Below are 16,196 nucleotides of genomic sequence, written 5' to 3'. Positions count from 1 at the left end.
GCGACCCGGTGTAACCCTCCAAGTCTACCGGACGGCTCAATGCAGACCGATGTGTCTAGGTGTCCGCCGTGTTTAGGCTGCCGCGGCGTCGACGATTCGCACGGTGGAGCCGTTCCGGTTCTTGATCACTTGCAGCTGGCTGCTGATTCTCTGCTTCATCTCCGCAACGTGGCTGACCAGCCCGACTACCCTGCCGCCGTCGCGCAGTCCCTCCAGCGCATCCATGACCTGTTCAAGGGATTGCTCGTCGAGGCTTCCGAAGCCCTCATCCACGAACAAGGTTTCGATGTCCACGCCGCCGGCCTCTTGCTGGACCACATCCGCGAGCCCCAGGGCCAACGCGAGCGAAGCCATGAACGACTCCCCGCCGGACAGTGTGGCGGTGTCCCGCCGCTGCCCAGTCCACTCATCCACGACCTCCAGGCCCAGACCGGATTTCGCGCCCCGGGCTGCCTTGGCGTCGGTGTGCTGCAGTGTGTAGCGGCCATCGCTCATGGCGATCAGCCGCTCTGACGCCGCTGCGGCGACTTGTTCGAGGCGAGCGGCCAGCACATAGCTGTTGAGGCTCATTTTGTAGCCGTTATCGCCTGCACCCCTGGCGGTTTCGGCAAGCTCGTTGAGTACCCGGGCGCGTTCACGGGGGCCGCGCCCGGAGGCCGCGGCTTCTTCGTACTGCGAGCGGATCGCGGCCAGGCTCGTCACGGTGCGGGCAGCGAGTCCTGCAGCAAGATCCATGCGGCGGGCCGTTTCTCCGGCCTGTCCGGCCTCCTGTTCGAGGGCGGCGAGCTCGACGGTGGCCAGTGGCACCTCTCCGGTCTGCACTTCCTTGGCCGCGAGCACGAGATCCTCGGACTCGAAGAGCTCCGCGAGCCGGGCACTTTCGGTCTCGGCCGCCCTGATGGTTTCGTCAAGACTCGCGGCGTGCTGCTCCTCGAGGATTTCGAGCCGCGCGGCTTCTGCGGTGTCGAATCCGTTCGCCGAAAGAGCGCTTTCCAAGGCGGTGGATACATCGCCAAAAGCCTCCCGGGCACGTTCCAACTGCACGCCTGCAGCCACAGCGGAATGCAGCAGCTCGCGGTGCCTGGTCAGGGCCTCAATCCGCTCGCGCAGCGTGTCGAAGTCATCACGAAGCCCGCGAAGCAAGGTCTCCAGGGACTCGCGTTGTTCCCCCAGCAAGACCATGGTGGACCCGGCCTGCGCCGCAGCTGTGTCCTCCCGGAGTTGTTCTTCCTCCAAGCGGGCAATGCGCTCGGTCATGCGGGCGAGGTCTGCCTGTCCCCGTTTGAGCCCGTCGACGGCGGAACGCGCCGAGGCCAGGGCGTCTTTGGCCAAAGCCTCCGCCGAAACGGCTTCCTGAGGATCGATGTCTCCGCCCTGGGCGGCGAGCACGGCAACTTCCTGCTCGGCAGACGCCAGCTCGCCTGCCGCCTGGAGAAGTTCATGCTCACTCTCGTCATAGCGTTCGTGGGCGGATTGCTCTTCCTCGGCAAGGGCCAGGGCGGTTAGCCCGGCTGGCGCAAGCGAAGGGTGCTCGGCGCTTCCGCAGACAGGGCATGCTTCGCCGTCATGCAGCTTGGCGGCGAGCTCCGCCGCCGCATTGGTCAAGCGGGATTCACGGAGATCCAGCCAGAGTTGTCGGAGGTCTTGGGAAAGCGCCCGGGCAAACGCGTGGCGCTTAACCGCCGCAGACTGGGAATCAAGGGCGCCAGCGTAGCGGGCGACGGTCTTGACGGTGTTCTGCGCTGCTGCCGCCTCGCTTTCCCGGAGGGGCAGCTCCGAAGCGGCCGCATCCAGCTTGCCCAGCTCGCGTTCCAAAGCAACCGCCTCCGAGCGAAGCCCGGCCAACGCAAGGGACCGCGCCGCTTTGGCCGACTCCCGCTGCCGTGCAGCGAGGTCGAGGGCGTCAAGCCTTGCAATGATGTCCTCAAGCTTTTGTTCGTCCCCGACCCTGGCCTCCACGACAGCCATCGTCTCTTGAATGCTGGCCAGCGAGGCACCGGGGTCCTTCGTGTCAAGAGAAGCGGCAAGAAGCTTCGCCGTCGCCGATTCCGCCTTCGAGGCCGCCAGGTCGAGGGCCTTAGCGGCACGGTCGACGGCGTCGAGCTGTCCCCCGAGGACGGCGGCTTTGCGGTGGCGTCCAAGTCGCTCCCGGAATTCCTGCACTTCAGCCGCGCGTGCGGAGAGGACTTCGTGCCGGCGCGTGGCGGCGTCGAGCTTTGCGTGCCGTTGAACCCGTTCCCGGGCAGAGTTGAGCTTGTCTGCCAGCTGAAGCCGGAAGGCATCGGCAGAGCTGGCAGCTTCCTGCCGCTCCAAAGATTCGCTCCGGGCCTGGGCCTCGAGGTTCCCGAGCCGGAGTTCGGGCGTGGAATCGTTGGAGCCTGCGTCATCAAGATCCGGGTCGACGGCCTCGTCAATGCCCAGTTGCGCGAACTCGGACTCTGCCCGCTGCGCGAGCAACTGAAGCCCGTTCTGGTTGTCCTGCACTTTTGCGCGAGCGGCGTTTGCTTGGAGAGCCAACTGCTGCTCGATCGCTTCAAAACGCTGGGTTCCGAAGAGCTTTTGCAGGAGATCCAGCCGGTCGGACGCCTTGGAGCGCAAGAATGCCGCGAAGTCTCCCTGCGGGAGCATGACCACCCGGGTGAACTGTTCCCGGTCCATTCCCAGGACATCACCGATCTCCATGCCGGCTTCGTCGTTGCGGGAGGTCTTTTCTTCCCACGCGCCATCAACCCGTTCACGCAGGAGGGTTTTAGCCTGCTGGGTGGTGAACCCCTTGCGTCCACGGGCACTTGGCCTGTCCCATGCCGGGGAGCGTGTGACCTCAAAGCGCCTGCCGCGCGCCGAAAATTCGCAGAGGACCCTCGGCTCCGCAGCCGGTTCCGCGTGGTCGCTCCGCAAGCGTTTGCCGTCCTGGCGGGCGCCCGGCACCGAGCCATACAGCGCAAAGCAGATAGCGTCGAGCACGCTTGTTTTACCTGCGCCAGTGGCGCCGTTCAAGAGGAACAGACCCTGGGCGCCCAGCTGGTCGAAATCGATCGATTGAACCCCGGCAAACGGGCCGAAAGCCTCAATTTCAAGGCGATGGATTCTCACAGCTCTGCTCCTTCCAGCCGGACTGCTTCCAGGGCTTCTCGAAGGGCGGAAAGTTCAGTGTCGTCAGCAGGCCTCCCCCGCACATGGTCGAGAAAGCCGCAGCAAACACCAAGATCGTCTTCAGCCTCCGCAAGCCGGCTGCTGTAGCTGGCTTTGACCTTTCCTGCGGCGTCTTCAGGGTCAAAGCCCAGCACCAGCGTGTCCGGGAACCGGGAACGCAGCTGTTCCATGGCCTGCGCGGGCCGCGAGGAGTCTGTGAGGGTGACTTGGCAATACGCAGTCTCGGCCCAGGAATACTCCTCCGATTCCAGAAGCTCAGCGAGCTTCCCCCGGAGAATCGCCAGCTCCCGTGGTGCTTTCCACAGAACTTCCTCAACGCTCTCAACACCGCCGACGCCGATATCAATCAGCCATGCACCCTTCCGATGCTTGGCCTCGGAGAACGAGTACGCCAGCGGCGAACCGGAATACCGGACGTGCTCCGAAAGTTCTTGTCGCCCGTGCAGATGCCCAAGGGCCGTGTAGCCGAAGCCATCGAAGAGATCCAGGGGGACTGCCCCCAAACCGCCGATGCTCAAATCCCGTTCGCTGTCCGAGGTGATGCCGCCGCTCGCGAAGGTGTGTGCCAGCACTACGGAGTGCACCGGTCCTGCTTCGCTTCTCCGGGCAATGTCCTCACGGATGAGCTGGACCGCGGCCTGCGTGACGTCAAAGTGGCTCGGTGTTTGGGTACCGAGCCGTTCGGCGACAAGCCGCGGTTCAAGGTACGGAATCCCATAGACGGCAAGCACGGGCGCACCCGGCTGAGCCGCGCCGTCCTCGCCATCCAGCGGAAACAGGACAGGGGAAGCGAGATCCTCTACCCGGGTCCGCAAATGGACTCCCCCGCGCTCCAGCAGGCGTGAGGCGAAACCAAGGCGGATCGCGGAATCGTGGTTGCCGCTTGTCAGGACCACCTTGGCTCCGGCATCCGTGATCCGCACGAGGGCGTCGTCGAGAAGCTTCACGACATCCAGGCCGGGCAGCGCACGGTCGTAGACGTCCCCGGCAATCAAGACGACGTCCACCGACTGTTCCCGAACGACTGTCAGCAATTGCTCGATGAAATTGCGCTGGGCGTCAAGCATCCCGACACCATGGAACGAGCGTCCCAGATGCCAATCCGAAGTGTGCAAAAGCCTCATGTTTTCAAGCTAACTGGAGGCACGGACATTATTGGCGCGGCGCGGCGGCACCGTCCGTAACATGGCCTTCCGGGCAGCTGAATTCCTGTGTCAGCCCCGCTTGCCGTCGAAGAAATCACGGGCCGGGTCGACGTCGGGCTTCTCTTCGACGGGAGCCCCAGCGGGAGCCTCAGCGGGAGCCTCAGCCGGCGTGGAAACCTCGGCCGCACTTTCCGCGTCGGACGCTTCAGCGTCGTCGTCGGACTTTTCGTCCCAGCCGTCGGCCGGCAACGGTTCTTCGACCTCAGGCACGGCCGCCGGAGCGGTTTCGCCGAAGCCGCGGAAGATGAGGCCTGCGATCGCCGCGCCCACCACAGGCGCGACCCAGAAGAGCCAGAGCTGCTCCACTGCCCAGCTCGAGCTGAAGATGGCGGATGCGGTGGCACGGGCCGGGTTGAAGGCAAGGTTGCCCGTGGACTGACCCAGCTGCAGCAGGACTGCAACCGTCAGGCCGACTGCGAACGGTGCTGCAAGCTTGCTGGGATTGCGTCGAGCGGTGACACCCAGGAAGACCCCCACGAGGAGAGCCGTGCCCAGGACCTCGATGAGCATCACGCCGGTCACGGGAACCTGGAAGCTCGAATGCGTACCGAAGCCGGAGGTTGCCGTGTCAAAGACAGTCCGGCTGTCAGTGATCCCGGGAACCGTTCGCACGACCGCGAAAATCGCCAGCGCGCCCAGCAAACCGCCCACGATCTGGGCCCCAAGATACGCGGCCCCATCCACGAGCTTCATCCGGCCGGCAACCAAGTGACCAACCGTGATGGCCGGGTTGAAGTGGCCGCCCGACAGGTAACCGAAGGCAAGCATGGCAGCAGTGACGGTCAGGCCGCTGGCCAGCGACTCCGGCATCGGAACCGCCTGGGGGTTGATGAAGATCAGCACACCCAGGCCAATAACCACAAGGAACAGCGTCCCCAGAGCTTCAGCGGACGCCCGGGCAAGGAGCCGGGATCCGCGGGAGGAGGGAGCGGACACAGTTGTGGTCATGTCGAAGAGTTCCTTAGTTCGAAGTTCGGGTGGTCTGTTGCGGAGGCGAACGCCCCAGGCAGGGCAACGCCATGCGGCGGACCGTTCCTGCCCTGCAGCATCCTGTCAGCCGAGTCTGGACGCTTCCTGAATCCGAGCCTAGCCGCCCAACGCGATTGCGGCGACCGCAGCGCACGCGAGAGCGATGATGGACAGGGCGCTTGCAAGCATCAAGACAGCCGACGCTTCCTCCGCGCCATGGTGCAACTGATGGGACCTGGCCCAGACAACGCAGCCCAGGACGATCGTCGCTGCGGCGGCCGTCAAGGCGCAGATTCCCTGGTAGTCGAGTCCGGGTATCCAGGTGGGAAGTTGTCCCGTGCCGGACTTGGCCGTCAACCACCTGCGCCAGATAAAGAGATCCACCACCAGAAGCGAAATCAGCGTCCGGCGCCAAGCGAGCGTGGTGCGCTCCGGCTGAAGCCCCCGATCCCTGGATTCAACGCTCAACGCGCCACCAGGATCAGCACGGCAAAGGTGAATGCCGCCACGGCAACCACGATGGTCATGAGCAGCATGACCCGTGAGAACGGCAGGGCTTCGTCGTTGCGCATCGCTGCCTCCATCTGCGCCCAGCGGCGGTAGGCAAGAGTCGCCAGGCCCGCGCCGATCATGGAAAGCACGACGCACAAAACAATGCGCACGGGCTGCGGCGCGATGTTCGGAGCAAGCTGGTCGATGGCGACGGCGCCGGCCAGCAGCGCCAACGAGGTACGGATCCACGCAAGGAAAGTCCGCTCGTTTGCGAGGGAGAATCTGTAGTCCGGGGTCTTCCCGGTTTTCCGCCATGCGGGTTCACGCATCACTGCCTCCTGGTTCACGAGCCACCGTATCAGCGGGCGTGTGAAGACCGACGAAGCAGCCACGGTAAATTACCACTATGAGTGCTGAACCGTCCCCCTCCGCCGTGCCATCCTTCGAGTCCCGGGTTCACGGCTGCCTGCTGGGCGGTGCCTTGGGCGATTCGCTCGGCTACGCCGTCGAGTTCGACGACGTAGCCACCATCCGTTCCCGCTTCGGCGCTGCGGGCCTCAGCTCTTTCGGCCAGCTCGACGGCGGCAGCCACTTTTCGGACGACACCCAGATGACGCTGTACACCGTTGATGGCCTCGTGGAAGCCCTAGAGTGGGCCAACGACGGCGTAGCGGCGGATGAAACTGCATGTCTCTGGCTGGCTTACCTGCGATGGCTCGCGACCCAGGGCGTGGCCTTGCCGTCGTCGGCCCCCGTTCCCCAACCGCGTTGGATCGACAGCCAGGAGGTGCTCCGGCACCGCAGGCACCCGGGCAAAGCGTGCCTTAGCGGACTCGCCACGGGCCAGATGGGAACTAAGTTCAGGCCCGTCAATCCGGAATCGAAGGGCTGCGGCACGGTCATGCGGTCCGCTCCCTTTGGCTTGGTCCCGCATATTTCCGAAGCCACGGTCTACAAGCTGAGCACCGATGCCGCGTGCTTGACCCACGGGCACCCTTCGGCGCGGCAAAGCGCAGGTGCCTTCAGCGTGCTGGTGCACCAACTGACCGCGGGCTCGGATGTACGGACTGCGGCTGAGCATGCCTTGAGCGTGGTGTCAGCACTGCCGGATCCAGCTCCCGAGCTCCTGGAGCGCCTCCGCCAGGCGCTGGAACTTTCTTTCACCGGCACGCTGCTCAGCCCGGAAGAACTCACGGCACAATTGGGCGAAGGCTGGGTCGCGGAGGAGGCACTCGCCGTCGGGCTCTATGCGGTGCTGGCAACCACCGCGGCAGCGGAGACACGGCGTGATCCGGCAGACCATTTCCGCCAGGCAATTGCGGTGGCGCTGAACCACAGCGGTGATAGTGACTCCACCGCCTCGATCGCGGGCAATATCCTCGGGGCATTCCATGGCGAAGAAGCCCTGCCCTCGGACTGGCTTGAGGCCCTTGAGGCTCCCGACGTCATCCGTGGCATGGCGCAGCGGCTTATCGCCGTCACCATGGGCTAGGGGGCAATCGGCTCAAAGCCGGCGAAGCGCGATGTTGTTGCACGCTTCGCAGACGTCCTCGGGGATGAGGCCGCGCCTCTGCAGGAAACCAAAAATGGCGCAGCCCAGGCAGAACCCGGCAAACGACTCAAGGGACGCTGCGACAATCAGCACCGCGAGCAGGACCCAGGCACCTACGGCGAACCCGGCGAAGAACAGAACCACGGCCGCCGTGCTGAGCGCAGCGCCGATTCCTTGTGCGAAACGCTTGGGCGGCCCCGGGACAAGCTTGGCGGGACCCACCCTGGGGGCCAGGACCTTGACGGACAGCAAGGCAAACGGCGAGATCCTGGGCCCGAACAACACCCGCAGCCAGAAGCCGGCGGCGATCAACACGAGTCCCCAGCCGAGGCCGCTCACGAGGGTGGCCACTGCCGCAAGAACCACCAGGCCGGCCGTGATCCTCGCGGCGTACTCGTTGACGGGGTTGGGGAAAGCGAAGACGGCGCGCCATCCAGTGGCCGCCGGAGCCGGCGTCCCTGCGGTGAACCCTGCAGTGTCAGCCTGTTTTCCCTGTGTCATGGCTCAAGGCTAGGAGCGCCGCGACACAACGGGAAGCTTTGTTGCTCCGTGTGAATTCATGGCGCGGTTAGCGTCCGCCGACCATCTGCAGGAACTCCCCTTCGGACAGGACCTCGATCTGCTGGCCGCGGCTGTGCAACTCCAAGACCCGCTTGGCCTTGCCAGTGAGGCGGCCATTCCGGAGATCGCCGGCCACGAAGCCGTCGCCCACCACCAGGACCGTGGTCCTTCCGGTCACGCGGCTCTCAGGACGCGCGCCCAACTCGGCCGCCCGCTGTTTCGCTTCCGGCCGGGCAATGGCAAGCTCACCGGTGAAGACGACAGTCTGCCCGAACAAAGGGTGGCCCGGTTCCGCCGCAGCGTTGGGGGCCGGGTTGGTGCCCTCTTCCGGCCAATTGCTCCAGGCGCGTCCAAGCTGGCCGGCGCCATTCCCGACGCCGGGTCGACCGACGACAGCGCCCCCTCCTCCGACGCCCGCGAGCGCGGCGATCGTTTGCTTGGACAGTCCGTCTCCGGGCTGGAAGGCCTGCTGTTTCGGTATGGCCAAGCCAAGGGACAAGTAGAGCTCGGCGATGCTGTTGGCGCTGTTCCGGCGTGCGATGTCCACGAGGATTCCTGCGCACGCCCGTGCGTCCTCCGCGGCGTCGTGATGGTTCACGAGCGGAACGCCGGCCTCCTCCGCGGCGTAGGGCAATGAATTGGATACCAAGGAGTAGCAGCGCCGGGACAACATCACCGTGCAGACGTACTCGTAGCCGGGGCCGGGCAGGCCGGAAACTTCGAGTCCGGAGCGGATCACGCCCAGATCGAACGCGGCATTGTGGGCGGCAAGGATATCTCCGCCGATGAACGCGCCGATTTCAGGGAAGAGTTCGCCAAAGCGTGGAGCACCGGCGACGTCCTCGGCGCGAATGCCGTGGATGCGGGTGTTGTGGTACTCGAAGTGGTCGTGGTTTTCCGGCGGCCGCATGAGCCAGGAGGCCTCCTCCACCACGACTCCGCCACGGACCTTGCTCAGCCCGACCGAGCACGGAGAACCCCTGAAGCCGTTCGCAGTTTCAAAGTCGATCGCCGTAAAGTCCAATGCCACTGGTCAAGGTTACAGGTGGATATGGCTTCCTATGGCGGTGGTGATGGCCGCCACTTGCCACGGACCGACTTTTAGACCTCGTCCGCGGTCTCCTGCAGCTTGGTCAGCGCCTTCTTGGTTGTCCTTTGGGTCAGGACATGGATGACCGCCCCTACGGCACCCCCGGCGAAGGCGAACAGCACTACGCCCGGCAAGGAGTCCTCCAGGTTGGTCGCATCCTTTGGCGCGGGCTTCCCGGTGGACTTGCTCCAGATGGCCTCCAGGGCCTTGTTCGCCGCAACTCCGGCGCCCATGCCCACAACCAGGCCAAGTAGTTTGATCAAGATGTTCATCTCGCTCCTCCGATTGTGGCTGGCCCTGTGGTCCAGTGCCAGCCGCCTGCGCCCTAGATTATCAGCATGCTTATCTTCTCTTCCCCGATGAGGGTCGCGCCCGCAATGTCTGGCGGAGCACGGGTGGGACCTACCGAGTCCTCTCGGGTCTCGTCTCCCGGGGACCGGCAGGGTAACCGCCGCGGCGGCTGGCCAGGATGATTGCGAGCGCTGCCGCCGTCGGGACTGCTGCAGCCAACGGCACCCACAGTGCGCCGACAGTAGTCAAGGCCAGGGCGCCATAACCGGCGCCGACGGCGATGCCGAGTTGAATGGTCACCACGGTCAAGCCGTTCGCGGCGTCCCTGTGCTTTCCGCCGGCGCGGAGGATTGCTGCCTGGTTGTAAATGCCGATGGCCCCGAAGGCGGCTCCCCAAAAGGTCACCAACACGAGTTCGCCCACCCATGTGCCACCAAGTAGCGGCAAGAGGCCGAAGGCCAGTACGAGCAGGGCTACCGCGGAAATCAGGGAACGCCTCGGATGGGAATCGGCGGTGAGACCGGCGATCCAGATCCCCACGAGGCTGGCCGCCCCCACGACGGACAGCGAAATGCTCGTGAACGCATCCCGCAGTCCGGAGACGTGGAGGAACGGCGCGATGTAGGTGAACAGGGTGAAATGGCCCAAAAGCAAGAGCGGCCAGGCTGTGGCCACGGCGATCACGCCGGGCAGCTTCAGGGCTCCGCGGAGGGTCGGCGTCGTATGGCCGTCCTCGTCGGGGGCTGCGGGGAGCACCCAAACGGCGAACAAGGCGAGAACCGCACCGACTCCGGCCAGGATAAGGAAGGAGCCGCGCCAGGTGAGCACCGAGCCCATGAGTGTGCCGATCGGAGCGCCGACCGCCAGCGCAATGCTGTTACCGCTGAAGACCATGGCCATGGCTTTTCCGACAGAGTGCGCCGGAACGATCCTGGCAACGTAGGGGGCCATGCTTGACCACAGCATCCCGTGGGCCACGCCCCCGAGGAGCCTCGCCGCAACTGCCAATCCCAGGCTCGGGCTGGAAGCCAACAACACGTTGCTGATTGCGAACGCGAGCACGGTGCCGATCAACAACGCCTTGCGGGGAACCCGTCCGCCGAGCAGCCTGGACAAGGGAAGCGCGGTGAAGACGATGACTGCCGCATAGGCGGCCGTCAGGGAACCGACGGCCGATTCGTCTACTCCCAGGTCCCGGCTGATCTGCGGCAGCAGCCCGGACGGGAGGAGTTCCGTAGTCACCGCGGTGAAGCCTGCTGCGGCGAGGATCAGGAGACCGCCCCACGGGAACACTGGGGCTGATGCAGGAGCGAGCGTCGTCGCTGTCCTGGGTATGGCTACGTCGCGCATCAAAAGTCCTCCTCATTCATGTTCAGTTAGCTGCGGACGCACAACGTTTCGTCTCGTTCTGCCCGCCTCCACCACGCTACGCACGTCGGGCGACTGGAGGCAGGGTCTTTCAGACACCCCCAGCGGATGTCCCAAGGGCCCGACGGCGGTTGTCCCGTACCCTTGAAGGGTGACCCTTTCTGCGATGAACGACTTTGCCGTATCCGCTTTGGTGGGTGCAGGACCGGTGCAGCCGCATATGTCCGCGCTCCTCCCCGACTGGTTGAACCCCCAGGTCTTCCTGGCCGACCCCGCCTTGGCACCATGGGTAGTCCTGCTCGTGTGCGGCATTGTGTTCGCCGAGACGGGACTCCTGGTGGGCTTCTTCCTGCCGGGCGACTCAATGCTCTTCACCGCGGGGCTCCTCGTCGCCACGGATACCATCAAGTTCAATATCTGGGCACTCGCCGCCCTCATCGTCGTGTCAGCGATCATCGGCAACCAGAGCGGCTACCTCATCGGTTCCAAAGCCGGACCGGCCATCTTCAACAAACCTGATTCCAAGCTGTTCAAGCGGGAGAACGTCGAGAGCGCGCACGCCTTCTTCGAAAAGCACGGCGGCAAGGCCCTGATCCTGGCCCGCTTCGTTCCGATCATCCGCACTTTCGTCCCGGTGATTGTTGGCGTCGCGCAGATGGACAAGCGCAAGTTCTTCATTTTCAACGTCATCGGGGCGGTGCTCTGGGGCGGTGGCGTCACGCTGCTCGGCTACCTTCTCGGCGACAAGGTTCCGTGGGTCCGGGACAACCTCGACATCATCTTTGTGGTCATCGTGCTGCTCTCGGTGGTCCCCGTGGCCATCGAGGTCATCCGCGGCTTGCTCGCCAAGCGCAAGGCCACTGACCGCGGCGCGGAACCCGCCGAAGAGTTTGTCGACCGAAGTGAAGCCGGAAAGCACGGCGAGCGCTAAACGCACTGGCTTAAAGACAGAGGCACCCCGCACTTTGTTTGCGGGGTGCCTCTGTCGCTAAAAGCTTGCCAGGAGGTTTAGCGCAGGGCATCCACAATGGCCGGGAGCAGCGCCCTGAATGCCTTGCCGCGGTGGCTGATGGCGTTCTTCTCCTCGGAACTCAGCTCCGCGCAACTGCGGTCCAGTCCCTGCGGCTGGAGCACGGGGTCGTAGCCGAATCCACCTGCGCCGCGGGGCTCATGCAAGAGAGTGCCCTCCAACTGGCCGTACTCGACCACCTCGCGCGCCCCGCCGTCGACCGCGGCTGGTACCGCGAGTGCCGCGGCACAGACGAACGCAGCTCCCCGGTGTGCGTCGGGAACGTCGGAGAGCTGCGCGAGCAAGAGCTGGAGGTTGGCGACGTCGTCACCGTGCCGGCCGGACCAGCGGGCCGAGAAGATGCCGGGTGCTCCGCCCAGGACGTCCACGGCCAGTCCCGAGTCATCGGCGATTGCCACCATACCTGTGGCTTCAGCCACGGCCCGCGCCTTGAGCAGGGAGTTTTCGGCAAACGTCACGCCGGTCTCGGCAACATCGGGAGCACCGGCCGCGGCCGCGTCAATCACTTGGGTATCGACGTCGAGCCCTGGCACTTGCCCCCTGAGGAGCTCCCTGAGTTCGCGCAGTTTCCCCTTGTTGTGGGTGGCGAGGACGAGCCGCGGCGTAGTGTCGATGCTCACGGGGCCTCGGCCAGGGTCTCGCGCTGGATTGCCGCCAACTCCCCCGTGCCGATGAGGGCAAGGTCCAGCAAGGCATTCAGTTCATCGCGGTCGAAGGGGGCTCCTTCGGCGGTGCCCTGGACTTCCACGAACTTGCCGGAGCCCGTGACCACCACGTTCATGTCGGTTTCGGCGCGCACGTCCTCGACGTAAGGCAGGTCCAGCATCGGGATACCGTCGATGATTCCCACGGAAACGGCAGCAATCGTGTCGATCAGCGGCTGCGCATTCTTGGCGATCATCTTGTTCTCACGGGCGAAGCGGATCGCTTCGGCGAGTGCCACGTAGGCGCCGGTGATGGCGGCGGTGCGGGTGCCGCCGTCGGCCTGCAGGACATCGCAGTCCAGCACGATCGTGTTCTCGCCCAGGGCCTTGGTGTCGATGATGGAACGCAATGAGCGGCCGATCAGGCGCGAAATTTCGTGGGTGCGTCCGCCGATCCTGCCTTTGACGGACTCACGGTCGGAACGGGTGTTCGTGGCCCGCGGCAGCATCGCGTACTCGGCCGTGACCCAGCCGCGGCCCTCGCCTTTGAGCCAGCGCGGGACGCCCTCGGTCAGGGAAGCCGTGCACAGCACCCGGGTGTTGCCGAATTCGATCAGGGCCGAACCTTCGGCCTGCTTGGACCAACCGCGGGTGATGCTGATGGGACGGAGTTGATCGGGCGTACGGCCGTCGGCACGGATGACGGGGGCAGATGTGGCTTCGGAAGTCATACTGCAAGCTTAGCGATCTCCCAGCCTCCGCTGGACTGCGCGGTCGGTCTGGGCGTCCGGACTCCGGGTTCAGACGGTGTAGTGCACTCCGGCTACCGCGACGGCGACATCGCCGGCGAACTCGGGCCGCGCCTCGGCCATGACTTTGGTCTGCGATGTCCAGACCGGGATGTGCGTCAGCAGGAGGCGTCGGGCTCCCGCGGCTGTCGCTGCCTGGCCCGCGCGCTTGCCGGTCAAGTGCACATCCTTGATGTCGTCGTCGCGTCCTTCTTCGAAGGCGGCCTCGCACAGGAAAAGATCGGCGTCGCGGGCGGCATCCTCAAGGCCCTGGCACGAGTCGGTATCTCCCGAGTACGTGAGGACCCTGCTCACCGCGTTGCCTTCCTTGTCCGGCTCGGTGACCTCGACGCGCAAGGCGTAGGCCTCTTCCACCGGGTGGTTCACGGCATACGGTGTCACGGTGAACGGTCCTAGCTGCACGGATTGGCGTTCGCTCCAGTTGCTGAAGTCGAATTCCTCGTGCATTCCGGGGTCCAGCTCGAGCCCGTAGGCGGTGGCCATGCGGTCGGCTGTCGCGGCGGGACCCCAGACGGGGATCCTGTCCCGTCCCCAGCCGCCCGGCTTCCAGCGGACGGCCACGTGCAGTCCGCAGAGGTCCATGCAATGGTCCGGGTGCAGGTGAGTCAGGAAGATGGCGTCGATATCTTCGAGGTCCGTGTAGCGCTGGATGGCCCCGAGGGCGCCGCTGCCGAGGTCCATGACGATCTTCCACTGGCGTTCACCGTCGTGCGCGGTCAGCAGATAGCACGACGCCGGAGAGCCGGGACCGGGGAAGGAACCCGTGCAGCCAACAATGGTCAGTTTCACTGGATGCGGCTCCCGCGGGCCGCGCCGAATTCGTTCACGGTGAACGCTGCAGGGTCAACGAAATTGGACGTCCTCGCATGATGGCCGCCGGCGCGGGCGGCCTCCAACATTTCCGGGGTGATGCGGGCGAGGCTTCCGGTCGGGTATTGGGCGGCCACATGGTCCACATGGCGTACGGACAGGACCTCCGGGCCGAGGAAACGGCGCGCCAAGGTTTCGAACTGGACAGCGTCGCCGGTGGCCATGAAGTCGTGCCGCGGCAAGCCGGGATCGGTCCGCTGGATCCCGTGGGTGGCCAAGGCGCGGTAAACGTCTTTGGCGGTTTCCTCGGCGCTCGACACAAGGGTGACGTCTTCCCCCATGACGAAGGAAATCACGCCGGTGAGCAAGGGATAGTGGGTGCAACCCAGCACCACGGTGTCCACACCGGCATCCCTGAGCGGTTCCAGGTATTCGTGGGCCGCTGCCAGCAGCTCGGGACCGGTGGTGATGCCGGCTTCCACGAAACTCACGAATTCCGGACAGGCCACCGAGGTGATGGTCAGGTCCGGGGCAGCGGCGAAGGTGTCCTCGTAAGCGCGGGAACCCACCGTGGCCGACGTCCCGATCACGCCGATCCGGCCGGACCTCGTCGCGGACACCGCCCGCCGGACTGCGGGTTGGATGACCTCGATGACGGGAATCCCGTAGCGGGCCGTGTAGCGTTCACGGGCATCGCGCAAGACCGCGGCCGAAGCTGAGTTGCAGGCGATGGTCAGGAGCTTGACGCCGGAGTCCACGAGCTCGTCCATGACGCCGAGGGCATTCGCCCGGACTTCGGCGATGGGCAGCGGCCCGTACGGTCCGTTGGCAGTGTCCCCTACGTAGATGATTGATTCATGGGGCAACTGGTCGATGATGGACCGTGCCACGGTGAGTCCGCCGACTCCGGAATCGAAGACACCGATGGGGCGCGATCCCAGCAAGGGGTTGGGTGCTTTGCTGTTCAGTGTTTCCGGCCTGCGCTGGGATTCCGGCGCCGCTGCGGCGCCCTCCCCATCCGATACCGCGTCCGATGCTGAGTTCATGATTCTTAGAGAATAAGCCAAGGCATGTGCTCCAGCCACGACATGTGGCGGGGGCCTCGTGTCTGTTTTGTCACACGGCCGGCCACAAGCCCCACTCAGGGCTTCCGGTCCATCGAGGCCATCATGGCCTGGACCAACGATTCCTGGAGCCAAGTGGTGAAGTTGTAGACGAGCGCCAGGTAGCTCTCTACGTCTTCGGCTTGGGACCAGTCCTGCATGGCGTGGACATGGTCGGCATCCGCCTCGTCGCGGATATCGAGGCGCTCGGCCAGCACCAAACGAACATCGTTGAGGGCCATGGACCAGAGCTTCGCCTCCTCCGGGGTGAGGACGAGCTCGTTGCGGTCCAGGCCCATCGCGGCGGCCCGAAGGGCGCCGATTTTTCCTTCCCGCAGCGAGCGCTCGGTGAGCTGACGGAACTCGAGGGACGCGGCGTCGTCGTTCTTCATGACGTTCGGCAAGAGCCGCAAAAGGGCGCGATCGGACGGTTCCTTGACGTTCATGTCCAGGCCGATCATGGCCGTCAGGGGATCTTCGTTGCTCGACAGCTCCGGTTCGAGCATTGAAATAACATCATCCAGGAGTCCGCGCAGGAGTTCGCGCTCGGCGGGCTCAAGGTAGCCGGTGATGCCCTTGAGTCCGTACTTGAAAGCCTTAGCCACGTGCGCCACCCTTGCGTCCCCGGCCGTCGCCGCTGCTGCTTGCCTTTTCAACCGTTGCCCACAGACCGTAGCCGTGCATGGCGACCGCGTGCTGCTCCACTTGTTCCTTGCCTCCATGCGCCACGATGGAACGGCCCTTCTTGTGGACCTCGAGCATGAGTTTGTTGGATTTGGCCTCGGAATAGCCGAAATAGCTCTGGAACACGTAACTCACATAGCTCATGAGGTTGACGGGATCGTTCCACACCACCAGGTTCCAAGGGATGTCAGCAGCGCTGAGGACGTCGGTGGACGACTGCTCCGAGAGGTCCGTTCGTTCTTTCCCCTTTAAGCCTGCGTCTGTCACTGTGCAGGTGGCTGTATAGGTGCCGGGGGCTGTGCCGGGGCCGACGGTAGTGGTCATCTGTCCATTCTAATGGTGATGGATGGGCGAACTAATGGCGGTTGAGCGAAGCGAGACCTGGGAGCCGGTGGGTGGGCCCACGGCGGCGAGGGCCCCTGGTCGAGCGAAGCG

General features: G+C 64.9%; 17 protein-coding genes. 2 read left to right on the top strand and 15 right to left on the bottom strand.

Annotated features, from left to right (window positions below; genetic code table 11):
• Window positions 1–72: 72 nt before the first annotated feature.
• The 5 genes from ABEA18_RS13415 to ABEA18_RS13395 all read right to left on the bottom strand — a co-directional run bounded on the left by ABEA18_RS13415 (window position 73) and on the right by ABEA18_RS13395 (window position 6,148).
• Window positions 73–3,093: an AAA family ATPase gene (locus tag ABEA18_RS13415; RefSeq protein WP_345449893.1), complete on the bottom strand. Its 3,021-nt coding sequence runs from the start codon at window positions 3,091–3,093 to the stop codon at window positions 73–75.
• A complete protein-coding gene (locus tag ABEA18_RS13410; RefSeq protein ID WP_345449892.1) occupies window positions 3,090–4,277 on the bottom strand; it encodes an exonuclease SbcCD subunit D in 1,188 nt (395 codons plus the stop codon). The genes ABEA18_RS13415 and ABEA18_RS13410 overlap by 4 nt, the downstream gene beginning before the upstream one ends.
• Before the next feature lie 90 nt (window positions 4,278–4,367).
• The gene (locus ABEA18_RS13405; RefSeq protein ID WP_345449891.1) at window positions 4,368–5,306 is read right to left on the bottom strand and encodes an MIP/aquaporin family protein; all 939 of its coding nucleotides are present in this window, start codon (window positions 5,304–5,306) and stop codon (window positions 4,368–4,370) included.
• 138 nt (window positions 5,307–5,444) lie between these two features.
• Window positions 5,445–5,795: a DUF202 domain-containing protein gene (locus ABEA18_RS13400; protein ID WP_345449890.1), complete on the bottom strand. Its 351-nt coding sequence runs from the start codon at window positions 5,793–5,795 to the stop codon at window positions 5,445–5,447.
• The gene (locus tag ABEA18_RS13395; protein ID WP_345449889.1) at window positions 5,792–6,148 is read right to left on the bottom strand and encodes a YidH family protein; all 357 of its coding nucleotides are present in this window, start codon (window positions 6,146–6,148) and stop codon (window positions 5,792–5,794) included. Before ABEA18_RS13395 ends, ABEA18_RS13400 begins: the two co-directional genes overlap by 4 nt.
• A 77-nt stretch (window positions 6,149–6,225) precedes the next feature.
• Between ABEA18_RS13395 and ABEA18_RS13390 the strand changes: the two genes are divergently transcribed.
• Window positions 6,226–7,311 carry an ADP-ribosylglycohydrolase family protein gene (locus tag ABEA18_RS13390; protein WP_345449888.1) on the top strand — a complete coding sequence of 362 codons (1,086 nt, stop codon included), beginning with the start codon at window positions 6,226–6,228 and terminating at the stop codon, window positions 7,309–7,311.
• 12 nt (window positions 7,312–7,323) lie between these two features.
• Here ABEA18_RS13390 and ABEA18_RS13385 read toward each other — a convergent pair whose 3' ends face one another.
• The 4 genes from ABEA18_RS13385 to ABEA18_RS13370 all read right to left on the bottom strand — a co-directional run bounded on the left by ABEA18_RS13385 (window position 7,324) and on the right by ABEA18_RS13370 (window position 10,663).
• Complete coding sequence (locus ABEA18_RS13385; protein WP_345449887.1) at window positions 7,324–7,872, bottom strand: DUF4395 domain-containing protein; 549 nt, start codon at window positions 7,870–7,872, stop codon at window positions 7,324–7,326.
• A 67-nt stretch (window positions 7,873–7,939) separates the two neighbouring features.
• Entirely contained in the window at window positions 7,940–8,962 is a 1,023-nt protein-coding gene (locus ABEA18_RS13380) for a 3'-5' exonuclease (protein WP_345449886.1), read from the bottom strand.
• Window positions 8,963–9,033: 71 nt separating this feature from the next.
• Complete coding sequence (locus ABEA18_RS13375; protein WP_345449885.1) at window positions 9,034–9,294, bottom strand: DUF4235 domain-containing protein; 261 nt, start codon at window positions 9,292–9,294, stop codon at window positions 9,034–9,036.
• Window positions 9,295–9,424: 130 nt separating this feature from the next.
• A complete protein-coding gene (locus ABEA18_RS13370; protein WP_345449884.1) occupies window positions 9,425–10,663 on the bottom strand; it encodes an MFS transporter in 1,239 nt (412 codons plus the stop codon).
• A gap of 184 nt (window positions 10,664–10,847) precedes the next feature.
• On the opposite strand from ABEA18_RS13370, the gene ABEA18_RS13365 reads away from it, so the two are divergent.
• Entirely contained in the window at window positions 10,848–11,612 is a 765-nt protein-coding gene (locus tag ABEA18_RS13365; RefSeq protein WP_345449983.1) for a VTT domain-containing protein, read from the top strand.
• Between the two features lie 77 nt (window positions 11,613–11,689).
• Here ABEA18_RS13365 and rdgB read toward each other — a convergent pair whose 3' ends face one another.
• The 6 genes from rdgB to clpS all read right to left on the bottom strand — a co-directional run bounded on the left by rdgB (window position 11,690) and on the right by clpS (window position 16,085).
• Window positions 11,690–12,331 carry an RdgB/HAM1 family non-canonical purine NTP pyrophosphatase gene (gene rdgB / locus ABEA18_RS13360; protein ID WP_345449883.1) on the bottom strand — a complete coding sequence of 214 codons (642 nt, stop codon included), beginning with the start codon at window positions 12,329–12,331 and terminating at the stop codon, window positions 11,690–11,692.
• On the bottom strand, window positions 12,328–13,086 hold the full coding sequence (gene rph, locus ABEA18_RS13355; protein ID WP_345449882.1) for a ribonuclease PH: 759 nt from the start codon (window positions 13,084–13,086) through the stop codon (window positions 12,328–12,330). The genes rdgB and rph overlap by 4 nt, the downstream gene beginning before the upstream one ends.
• Before the next feature lie 69 nt (window positions 13,087–13,155).
• On the bottom strand, window positions 13,156–13,953 hold the full coding sequence (locus ABEA18_RS13350) for an MBL fold metallo-hydrolase (RefSeq protein WP_345449881.1): 798 nt from the start codon (window positions 13,951–13,953) through the stop codon (window positions 13,156–13,158).
• A complete protein-coding gene (gene murI / locus ABEA18_RS13345; protein ID WP_345449880.1) occupies window positions 13,950–15,020 on the bottom strand; it encodes a glutamate racemase in 1,071 nt (356 codons plus the stop codon). The genes ABEA18_RS13350 and murI overlap by 4 nt, the downstream gene beginning before the upstream one ends.
• Window positions 15,021–15,115: 95 nt before the next feature.
• Complete coding sequence (locus tag ABEA18_RS13340) at window positions 15,116–15,682, bottom strand: DUF2017 domain-containing protein (protein ID WP_345449879.1); 567 nt, start codon at window positions 15,680–15,682, stop codon at window positions 15,116–15,118.
• A complete protein-coding gene (gene clpS, locus ABEA18_RS13335; RefSeq protein ID WP_345449878.1) occupies window positions 15,675–16,085 on the bottom strand; it encodes an ATP-dependent Clp protease adapter ClpS in 411 nt (136 codons plus the stop codon). The genes ABEA18_RS13340 and clpS overlap by 8 nt, the downstream gene beginning before the upstream one ends.
• Between the last annotated feature and the right edge of the window lie 111 nt (window positions 16,086–16,196).

Origin of the sequence: Arthrobacter gyeryongensis (assembly GCF_039543785.1) — a bacterium.
GTDB classification, from domain to species: domain Bacteria; phylum Actinomycetota; class Actinomycetes; order Actinomycetales; family Micrococcaceae; genus Arthrobacter; species Arthrobacter gyeryongensis.
Note: the sequence above shows the minus strand (reverse complement) of the source record. Positions and strands in the feature narration are given on the sequence as shown.